The sequence below is a fragment of the Castellaniella sp. genome (genome assembly GCF_049651205.1).
Classification (GTDB): Bacteria; Pseudomonadota; Gammaproteobacteria; order Burkholderiales; family Burkholderiaceae_B; genus Castellaniella.
Genome location: NZ_JBASBR010000004.1, coordinates 221,801 through 232,780 on the forward strand (window position 1 = coordinate 221,801; position 10,980 = coordinate 232,780).

Consider the following 10,980-nt stretch of genomic DNA (forward strand, 5'->3'; position numbering starts at 1 on the left):
TCCTTAGGCCTGTGTCTGGGCAGGGATTTCGTGTGTCTCGTCCATCCAGTCAACGTTCTTCAGTTTGCGAACCACCACGAACTCATCGCGGTTGGATCCGACAGTGCCGTAATAATTGAACCCGTAGGCCAGATGGGCATAGCCGCCAATCATGTGCGTGGGCTTGATCACAATGCGGGTAACCGAGTTATGAATGCCGCCTCGCTTCCCGGTGATCTCGGAGCCCGGCACATTGACGATTTTTTCCTGGGCGTGATACATCATGGTCATGCCCTCGGGCACCCGCTGGCTGACCACCGCCCGCGCCACCAGGGCGCCATTGACGTTAAAGACCTCGATCCAGTCGTTATCGACAATGCCCGCCTTGGCGGCATCGATCTCGGACATCCAGACAATCGGGCCACCACGTGACAGGGTGAGCATTATCAGGTTGTCGGAGTAGGTGGAGTGGATGCCCCATTTTTGGTGCGGTGTGATGAAGTTAAGCACCACATGGGGCTCGCCGTTACTGAACTGCTTGTCGAGCATCGGCTTGATGGTTTTTGTATCCACTGGTGGCCGGTACACACACAGTGCCTCGCCAAAGTCGCGCATCCAGGGGTGATCCTGATAGAGCTCCTGACGGCCGGTGAGCGTGCGCCAGGGGATCATTTCGTGCACATTGGTGTAGCCCGCGCTGTAGCTGACCTTGTCGGATTCGATCCCCGACCAGGTGGGCGAGGTGAGAATCTTGCGCGGTTGCGCCTGGATATCGCGGAAGCGGATTTTCTCGTGCTCGCTGGAGCGCACCAGATGGGTGTGATCGCGCCCGGTTGATTTGGAGAGGGCCTCCCAGGCCTTGAGCGCCACATGGCCATTGGTTTCGGGCGCCAGGGTAAGCACCGTCTCGCAGGCATCGATATCCGTAAAAATGCGCGGCTGGCCCTGCCCTACCCCGGGCTCGCGCTCGGTGTAATTAAGCTTGCGCAAGAAATCGACTTCTTCTTTGGTATCCCACGAGATGCCCTTGCCGCCATTGCCCAGCTTCTCGGCCAGCGGGCCCAGCGTAATAAAGCGCTTGTACAGATTTTTGTAGTCGCGATTTACCACCATCAGGTTGGGCATCGTCTTGCCCGGGATCGGCTGGCATTCGCCCTTGCGCCAGTCGCGAACCTCGTAGGGATCGGAGAGTTCTCCTGGCGAATCATGCTGCATGGGCTGCATGACGAGATCTTCGTCCGGAAGATCTGCGTCTGCGGCAAGCTCGGTGAATTTCTCGGCCAGCTGCTTGTAGATCTCCCAATCGCTGCGCGACTCCCAGATGGGATCAACCGCCGCCGACAAGGGGTGGATGAACGGGTGCATGTCCGAGGTATTGAGATCATTTTTCTCGTACCAGGTGGCCGTAGGCAGCACGATGTCCGAGTACACACAGGTAGTGGACATACGAAAATCCAGCGTAACCAGCAGGTCGAGCTTGCCCTGAGGGGCTTCGTCGTGCCATTTGACCTCTTGAGGCCGGCTTTCGCCCATTTCGCCCAGATCCTTGCCCTGGACGCCGTGTTGCGTACCCAACAGATGCTTGAGGAAATATTCGTGCCCCTTGCCGGAAGACCCCAAAATATTGGAGCGCCACACAAACAGGTTGCGGGGAAAATTCTCGGGGTTGTCCGGGTCTTCGCAGGCCAATTTCAAAGAACCGTCGGTCAAGCCCTTGACGACGTAATCTTTGGGGTCTTGCCCGGCTGCCTGGGCATCTTGCACCACTTTAAGCGGATTGGCTTGCAGCTGCGGGGCAGTGGGCAACCAGCCCATGCGCTCGGCACGCACGTTCATGTCGATCAGCCCACCCTGGTATTTGGTGGGGTCGGCCAGTGGTGACAGAAGCTCGGAGACCTTCAGCTTCTCGTAGCGCCATTGATCGGAGTGCGCGTAGAAAAACGAGGTGCCGTTCATGTGGCGTGGCGGGCGCAGCCAATCGAGCGCAAAGGTCAGCATCGTCCAGCCGGTTTGCGGGCGAAGTTTTTCTTGTCCCACATAGTGGCACCAGCCACCACCCGACTGACCCACACAGCCACACATGGAAACCAGATTGATGATGCCGCGATACGACATATCCATGTGATACCAGTGATTGAGGCCGGCCCCAAGAATCACCATCGACTTGCCCTGGGTTTTGTCGGCGTTATCGGCAAACTGGCGCGCCACCGTGATGACCTGCTCGCGGGGCACACCCGTGATGCGCTCTTGCCAGGCCGGGGTGTAGGGGACATCGTCATCGAAGGAAGACGCGACGTTTTCGCCCCCCAAGCCACGGTCGATACCGTAGTTGGCCACGAAAAGATCAAATACGGTGGCCACCAGCACTTCGCCTTCGGCAGTTTGTACACGCTTGACCGGCAACTGGCGCACCAACACTTCATCGTGGTCGGTGCCCTTGAAGTAATCGTGGTGCACGCCGCCAAAATAGGGAAAAGCCACGGGAACGGCGTCGTCCCGGACATCCAGCAAGGACAGGCGCGGCTTGACAGCCTGGCCCCGCGCATCTTTGAGTTCGAGGTTCCATTTGCCGGCGTCCTCACCCTCTTTTTGGCCCCAACGAAAGCCGATGGAGCCCTGGGGGACAATCCAATCACCGGTGTTTTCGTCACAAGCGACGGTTTTCCATTCGGGGTTGTTTTGCTGGCCCAGACGGTCGGTGAAATCGGCAGCCCGCAGCTTGCGATCCGGCACGTAGTGATCGCCCTGACGCACCAGCCGAACCAGGAAAGGCATATCGGTGTACTGGCGGCAGTATTGGTCGAAATATGCGCTTTTTCCGGCCAGGTGAAACTCTTTGAGCACCACATGGCCCATGGCCAGGGCCAAGGCGGCGTCGGTACCCTGCTTGGGATGGATCCAGAGATCGCCAAACTTTGCACCCTCGGCGTAATCCGGGAAAACCGAAATAACCTTGGCACCCCGATAACGCGCTTCGACCATGAAGTGGGCATCGGGTGTACGCGTTTGCGGCACATTGGAGCCCCACAGCATGATGAAGGTGGAGTTATACCAATCGGCGGATTCGCTGACGTCGGTTTGCTCGCCCCAGGTTTGCGGGCTGGAGGGGGGCAGATCACAGTACCAGTCGTAGAAGCTGAGCAGGGACCCACCCAGCAGCGACAGATAACGGCTGCCCGAGGCGTAGGAGATCATGGACATGGCCGGAATCGGCGAGAACCCCGCGATGCGATCAGGCCCGTAACGCTTGATGGTGTAGATATTGGCCGCAGCGATGATCTCGTTGACCTCATCCCAATTGGATCGCACAAAGCCGCCCAAGCCCCGCATCGATTTATAGGACGCGGCTTTCTCGGGATCGGAGACGATGGACTCCCAGGCCTGAACCGGCCCCAGCGACTGGCGCTGCTCGCGCCACATCCGTGCCAGCCGGCCACGCAACATGGGATATTTGACCCGGTTGGCGCTGTACAGGTACCACGAGAACGTGGCGCCCCGCGGACAGCCACGGGGCTCGTGGTTGGGCATGTCAGGGCGGGTTCTGGGGTAGTCGGTTTGCTGGGTTTCCCAGGTAACAATGCCGCCTTTTACGTAGATTTTCCAGGAACAGGAGCCCGTGCAGTTGACCCCGTGTGTGGAGCGGACAATTTTGTCGTGCTGCCAGCGATTGCGATAGGCTTCTTCCCAGGTGCGATCTTCGTGCACCACAGTGCCATGCCCATTGGAAAACGGCTCTTTCGGACGGGAAAAATATTTCAGGCGATCAATGAAATGGCTCACGATGATGGCTCCGTTGGAAAGAATTCTAAAAATGCCGGCCGTGCCACCACACCCAGGTGAGGACAGGCCCAGAAGACGTGTTCAGCAGGGGATCTCCGCCTCGCGCCGGGCATAAAACCACCAGGTCACGGCAATGGAGATTGCATAAAACACAATGAAAAAAACCAGGGCGGCGTCTGCACCGCCGGTGAGATCAAAGGACGTGCCAAAGCTTTTGGGGATGAAAAAGCCGCCATAGGCCCCCATGGCACCACTGAATCCCAACACTGCGGCGGATTCTTTGGCACCTTCGGCTTCGGCGTTGACGGGGGATCCGGCGGCATGCCGACGCTGCGCCAGCGTATTGAAAATGACCGGAATCATGGCAAAGGTAGATCCATTGCCGATACCCGTGAGGAAAAACAGGAACAGAAACGACAGCAAAAACCCTGGGAAACTACCGGCCGACTGGCCGCCCGGCAATGAAAGCATCACACCCACCACACCCAGCACCATCCAGAAAAATGTCCAGAAGGTAACCCGGGCCCCACCCAGACGATCGGACAGCCAGCCGCCAAAGGGCCGCGCCATGGCCCCTACCAAAGGCCCAAGCCAGGCGTACTGCAAAGGACGGATATCCGGGTACAGATATTTGATGAGCAACGGAAAACCGGCAGAAAACCCGATAAATGAGCCAAAGGTACCCAGATAAAGGAAGCACATGATCCAGTTGTGCCGGCGCTTGAAGATGACGGCCTGCTCGGAGAAAGACGCTTTGGCTGTGGCGATATCATGCATCCCCACCCAGGCCAGCATGGATACGACGATGATGAACGGCACCCAGATAAAGGCAGCGTTTTGAGCCCAGACCTCGGCGGGACCGCCATGGGCACCAGACAGCGTGGCCATCTGCGAGCCACCCGCCCAGGGCCCCAGAACACCCATGGTGATCACCAGAGGAGCCAAAAACTGCACCGAAGACACGCCCAGATTGCCCAGCCCGGCATTTAGCCCCAGGGCAGAGCCCTTGCGCTCTTTGGGAAAGAAAAAGCTGATATTGGACATGGACGAGGAAAAATTGCCTCCGCCCAGACCGCACAACAAAGCCAGCATCAGCATGGTTGAATACGGGGTGGTGGGGTCTTGTACGGCGATACCCACCCCAATGGTGGGTAGCAACAGGCTGGCTGTGGTGAGAGCCGTCCAGCGACGGCCACCAAAAACGGGCACCATGAACGAATAAAAGATGCGCAGCGTGGCACCGGACAAGGCAGGCAGTGCAGCCAGCCAGAACAGCTGGTTTTCGGTGTACTTAAACCCTAAATTGGGTAGATTGACGGCAACGACACTCCACATTTGCCACACGGCAAAGGCGAGAAACAAAGCCGGGATGGAGATCCAGAGATTGACGTTGGCAATTGCCCGACCCTCTTGCGCCCAAAACTCTTGGTCTTCAGGGGTCCAGACAGTGAGGACACGACGCCTTTTACGTGCGGGAACGTCAGGGGGAGAGCTCATGCGCAGGACTCCAAGGCCAAGAACCCTGACACAATAAACCCCACAGACAACAAGGATGATGATCTAGATCAAATCATTGCTTGTTTGCAAACAGCCTGTATCTATAGGGGAAACCAGGGCCGCGTGATCTGACAAAGCCTAGTCAGTATAAGGGTCTTACCGCACGGATGACCAGACCAATGAACCCTAGCTCACAGGCGAAGCATCAGCAGAAAAGATTTGGATCCAAAAAAAACCGCGCCCTTGAGGGCGCGGTGAGCTGGCGACAAAGCGCGATCAGACGCGGTCGCAGCGGATGGTGATGGGGTGGCGGCGCAGGCCCTCGACAACTTGATCAGTGACTTCACCATCGACGTCGGTGATGGCATAGCCAATCTTGCCCCGGGTTTGCAGCTGCTGGCTGACAATATTGAGGCCAAACTCGCCCATCAAATTGCTGAGCGCACCCATGGCACCGGGCACGTTTTGGTGGATATGGATGATCCGCGCGGTGCCTGCCTGCTCGTGGTAGGCGATTTCGGGGAAATTGACTGCCCCTTTGGTGGTGCCACTGCTGACAAAACGTCTGAGCTTCTCGGCCACTTCGCGGCCGATGTTTTCCTGGGACTCTTGGGTGCTACCACCAATGTGTGGGGTAAGAATAACGTTTTGCATGCCACGCAACGGGCTGTCCAGGCCTTCGTCGCGGCTTTTGGGCTCAGTGGGAAACACATCGATGGCTGCACCGGACAAATGCCCCGACTTAAGCGCCTTTTGCAGCGCGGGAATATCGACCACTGTGCCGCGCGAGGCGTTGATCAGGATGCTGCCTGGCTTCATGGCGGCAATGGCCTCGGCATTCATCAGATTGGTGGTGTCTTTGCCACCCGGCACGTGCAAGGTGACGACATCTGCCTGACCGAGGAATTTCTTGAGGGAAGTGGTGGCGTGAGCATTCCCCAAGGGAAGCTTGGCTTCGATATCGTGATACAGCACCCGCATGCCAAAGGACTCGGCCAGGATGCCTACTTGCGAACCGATATTGCCATAGCCGACAATACCCAATGTCTTGCCACGGGCCTCGTAGGCACCTTCGGCCGTTTTGTCCCAGAAGCCCCCGTGGACACGTGCATTTTTCTCGGGGATACGGCGCAGCAACAAAATGGCCTCGCCCAAGACAAGCTCGGCCACCGAGCGCGTATTGGAAAACGGTGCATTAAAGACAGGAACCCCCCGCATAGCGGCGGTTTCGAGGTCTACTTGATTAGTGCCGATACAAAAGCAGCCAATGGCACGAAGCTCGGGAAGTGCGGACAGCACAGCCTGATCGAGATGCGTCCGAGACCGGATGCCCACTACCTGTGCGCCTTGAAGCGCGTTGTGCAAAGCGTCTCCGGTGAGTGCGCCTGTATGGGTGATGACTTCGTCAAAACCCGCGGCCACAAAGACTTCTTTGGCGCTGGCATGGATGTTTTCGAACAGAACGATGCGTGCCATCTTGATCCTTCTCAAGCAATGAAAAACATCCATTGTGCGATATTTCCACGCAGCCGTCAGGGTCATCCCTGATGGAAGCAGGGTCAAATGATGGCAGAAGGGGCGATAACCAGCCGGTTTCGACCCTGTGCCTTGGCCTGATAGAGGCTCTCATCGGCCCGCCGAAAGAGGCTGACTGCTGTGTCACCAGGCTGCCAGCTGGCCAGCCCCGCGCTGAGTGTGAGCGAAATCGTCGCGCCATTAGGTAGCGCGATGGTCTGTGCGTGCACATGTGCCAGCACCCGCATCACCAGCGCCTGGGCATCAGACACTGTCGTATGGGGCAACAACGCAACAAACTCTTCGCCGCCAAACCGCGCCAGCACATCAGACTGGCGTCGCAGCAGGTTGCGCAACACCTCGGCCACCCACTTCAGCACCTCATCGCCGGCATCATGACCATGCTGGTCGTTGACGCGTTTGAAGTGATCGAGGTCAAACACCACAAAGGTGATCTGCGGCTCTGGTGTCGGTTTAACATGGCTGAGCAACTCATCCAGAGACTCATCCAGCCCGCGGCGATTGAGCAGCCCTGTCAGCGGATCAATGCGGGCTAGCTCGCGCAGCTGGCGGTTGGCCTGCTGCAAGGCCACCATCGTAGAGCGCAAATCGGCGGTTCTGGACTGGACTTCCTGCTGCAGGGAGCTGCGGGCCGAAGACTCGATCTTCAGGGCATGATCCAACAGCCCGCGCAATTGGATGACCTCGGCATACGTCAGCAAAAAAACCTGGCTGCCGGCGGCAATCTGCACCCAGCGCTGTTGTGCCATAAAGCCGGGCATATAGCCAAACACAGCCAGCCCGTAAAACAGGAACCCGGCATAAAGTACCAGCCAGGAGGCCACATACCAACGCGCATCCTGATGGCCCAATCTGGCCTGTGCCACACCCACCCCCAGCATGGCCAGCATGCTGACCAGGGCATATGCGGTATTGACCTTGATGATGACCGGATAAGCCACCCAGAAGCTGGCTACCAGAAGCACCAGACCGATGCCTGCCAACCCCCAAATGCAGTAGTGCTGCCATCCCGACCGAGCCGTGACGCCCAGAAAGCATCGGGTAAAGAGCAAGAGGCTGAGCAGGGCAAGAACCTCGGTAACCGGCACCGCGACATTAGCCAGCCAGGGCGACGCCGGCCACAGGTACTGAAAACTGAGGCCCGACATGGACGCCAGGAAAAGCCCCACACAGATGATGTAGAGCGCATTGAACAGCGGTTGCGGGATCTTCAGGCGCACAAACAGCGTGAGGTTGAACATGGCCAGCAACAACACAGCGCCGATAAACATGCCCAATGCCAGGCTTTGATCCTGGGTCTGGGCCAGTGCGGCCTCGGCGGTATACAGCGACAAGGGAATATTGATGGCACCGTTGCTGCGCACCCGAATCACCACGCCCAGCGATTCTCCGGGTAAAAAGTCCAATGGCAACATCAACAGATGATGGGCAACCGGCCGTGCGTCAAAAGGGCGGGCATCACCCATCTGCCGGGCACCCACCAGAACGGGAGGCGCGTCGGATCCCGGATCCAGCTGGTACACCCAGACATCCACGTTATCCAGCAAGGGATAATCCAGTTGCAGAAACCAGCTGCGTGCCACGGGGTCGGTGTTACGCAGGGGCACGTATACCCAGTACGCCGTCTTGGTATGTGTAAAAACCAACTGATCTGCATCACGGCGCTGGATAGGCCAACGGCCGCTGAGAAAATCCTGGGGGCTGAGGGCTTGTTTTTCGTCCTGGGCAAAGCACACCTGGGACAACGAGGCAATCTGTGGCTGAACCGCAGACACATTGCGGATCGGGCAGACCGCAGCCAGCGGCTGGGCCAGTGCGGCACCAGAAACAAGCAACCCCGAGAAGGCCAGCAACAGCCCTGTGAAATACACACGCAGCCAGGTGGTCAACGATGCTCCTTGAAACAGAACAGGGGTATGCTGCATCAAAGCATTATGCATGGGAACCGTCTCTGGCACGATACATCAAGTCGCATGTTAGGCTAAAGAGTTTCCAGGATTCATCAATTTTTCGCACGGATTTGTTCATGTCCACTCCTGCCGCTCCCTTGTCGCCCACCGAAAATCCTGAGGCTCAGGCGCTGTTTATGCGTACTCCCAACCTGGCAGAACCCGATACCAATATACTCAGGGCATCCATCCGGCGATATTTTCTGGAAACCTTTGATCGCTACGAATCTTTGTTCCGGTGTCTGGCCAGCGATGAGGCTTATCTCGTCAAATCCATTTCATTGCGGCACCCTTTGCTCTTCTATTACGGACACACGGCCACATTTTTTATCAACAAAATGCTTTTGGCCCGCCTGATCGACCGGCGGGTAGACCAGCAGCTCGAATCCACCTTCGCTGTGGGTGTGGACGAAATGAGCTGGGACGACCTGGACGACAATAATTACCAGTGGCCCTCGGTGGCCGAAGTGCATGCCTACCGAAACAAGGTCAGGGCACTGGTGTGCGACGTCATCGACCGCACCCCCCTGAAATCGCCCATTGATTGGCAAAACCCCTGGTGGGCACTGATCATGGGGGTCGAGCACGAGCGTATCCACCTGGAAACCTCATCTGTACTGATTCGCCAGCATGCCCTTAAATACGTGCGTCCGGCCACAGGCTGGGAGCCACTGGCCAATACGCCACACACAGCCCCTGAAAATACCGTGACGCGGGTACCAGCAGGCGTCGTGCGCCTGGGCAAGGCGTTTTCAAATCCGCAATATGGCTGGGACAACGAATACGGCACCCACGAAGCCAGTGTCGAATCCTTCCAGGCCAGCCGCTATCTGGTCAGCAACCAGGAGTTCCTGGCGTTTGTAGAGGCAGGCGGCTACCGCAACCATCACAACTGGACAGAAGAAGGTCAGCAATGGCTGGCCTTCAGCCAGGCCAGCCACCCTACTTTTTGGGTAAAGAAGCCGCAGGGCTGGTATTTGCGCCTGATGACGCACGAAATCCCCATGCCCTGGGCCTGGCCAGTAGAAGTCAACTATCTGGAAGCCAAGGCATTTTGCAACTGGAAGGCAGCCGAAACCAGCCAGCCGGTGCGCATGCCCACCGAAGACGAATGGTACCGGCTGTACGACACCGCCGGCTTGGCAGACCCCACCGACCAGCGCTGCGCAGCCAATTTGCATCTTGACCATGGTGCCTCATCCTGCCCGGTAGACCAATACGCCCATGGCGACTGGTTTGACGTAGTGGGCAACGTCTGGCAATGGACGGAAACCCCCACATACCCGTTCAACGGCTTTGACGTCCATCCCATCTACGATGATTTCACCACCCCCACATTTGATGGCCGTCACAACCTGATGAAAGGCGGATCCTGGATCTCCAGCGGCAACGAGGCCGCGCGATCAGCGCGCTACGCCTTCCGGCGCCACTTCTTTCAGCACGCAGGGTTCCGCTATGTGGTGTCTCATGCGCCGGCCGAGGCACCGGCCGCCTACTACGAAACCGACAAGCTCATGTCCGAATACGCCGAGTTCCACTACGGCGACACCTATTTCGATGTGCCCAATTTCCCGCAGGCCTTGGCTCAGCATGCGATTGCAGCCATAGGCAACCGCCCCCATCGCCATGCGCTGGACCTTGGATGCGCGTCGGGCCGGGCTACCTTCGAGCTGGCCCGCCACTTCGATCATGTGACAGGGGTCGACTTTTCTGCCCGCTTCATCAACCAGGGTGTGCAGCTGATCCAGACCGGACACTTGCGCTATACCCTGACGGACGAAGGCGAGCTGGTGTCCTACAAATCACGCAGCCTGTCCGATCTCAATCTGTCAGAGACAGTCGGCCGGGTTGAGTTTTATCAGGGCGATGCCTGTAACCTGAAACCACAGTTTTGCAATTACGACCTGGTGCTGGCCGCCAACCTGATCGATCGTCTGTACGACCCCGCCCGGTTTCTCGACACCATCCACGAGCGCATTGTGTCGGGCGGCTTGCTGATGATTGCGTCGCCCTACACCTGGCTCGAAGAACACACTCCCCGGGCGGCCTGGATTGGCGGCTTCAAGAAGGACGCCGAAAACCACACCACACTGGACGGCCTTAAAGAGCACCTTCAGGCGCACTTCAAGCTGATTGCCGAGCCACTTGATGTGCCGTTTGTGATCCGCGAAACCCGGCACAAGTTTCAGCACACGTTGTCAGAAATGACGATCTGGGAAAGGCGCTAGTGTCCTGAGTG

The 10,980-nt window shown here is 57.9% G+C and carries 5 protein-coding genes; 1 reads left to right on the forward strand and 4 read right to left on the reverse strand.

What is annotated here, in order from left to right:
* Positions 1-3: 3 nt before the first annotated feature.
* From WA928_RS02220 to WA928_RS02235, 4 genes are all read right to left on the reverse strand, one after another.
* A complete protein-coding gene (locus WA928_RS02220) occupies positions 4-3,759 on the reverse strand; it encodes a nitrate reductase subunit alpha (RefSeq protein ID WP_424298997.1) in 3,756 nt (1,251 codons plus the stop codon).
* An 81-nt stretch (positions 3,760-3,840) separates the two neighbouring features.
* Positions 3,841-5,313, reverse strand: coding sequence for a NarK family nitrate/nitrite MFS transporter (locus tag WA928_RS02225; protein ID WP_424299586.1), 1,473 nt, complete (start codon positions 5,311-5,313; stop codon positions 3,841-3,843).
* Between the two features lie 219 nt (positions 5,314-5,532).
* Positions 5,533-6,732: a phosphoglycerate dehydrogenase gene (gene serA, locus WA928_RS02230; RefSeq protein WP_424299000.1), complete on the reverse strand. Its 1,200-nt coding sequence runs from the start codon at positions 6,730-6,732 to the stop codon at positions 5,533-5,535.
* An 83-nt stretch (positions 6,733-6,815) separates the two neighbouring features.
* Complete coding sequence (locus tag WA928_RS02235; protein WP_424299003.1) at positions 6,816-8,732, reverse strand: sensor domain-containing diguanylate cyclase; 1,917 nt, start codon at positions 8,730-8,732, stop codon at positions 6,816-6,818.
* Between the two features lie 86 nt (positions 8,733-8,818).
* On the opposite strand from WA928_RS02235, the gene ovoA reads away from it, so the two are divergent.
* Positions 8,819-10,969, forward strand: a complete 2,151-nt coding sequence (gene ovoA, locus WA928_RS02240) for a 5-histidylcysteine sulfoxide synthase (protein WP_424299006.1) — start codon at positions 8,819-8,821, stop codon at positions 10,967-10,969.
* The last annotated feature ends 11 nt before the right edge of the window (positions 10,970-10,980 follow it).

Excerpts from the sequence above, each read along its gene's own strand:
- serA (WP_424299000.1), bottom strand. The coding sequence starts at position 6,732 with ATGGCACGCATCGTTCTGTTCGAAAACATCCATGCCAGCGCCAAAGAA.
- WA928_RS02235 (WP_424299003.1), bottom strand. The coding sequence starts at position 8,732 with ATGCATAATGCTTTGATGCAGCATACCCCTGTTCTGTTTCAAGGAGCA.
- ovoA (WP_424299006.1), top strand. The coding sequence starts at position 8,819 with ATGTCCACTCCTGCCGCTCCCTTGTCGCCCACCGAAAATCCTGAGGCT.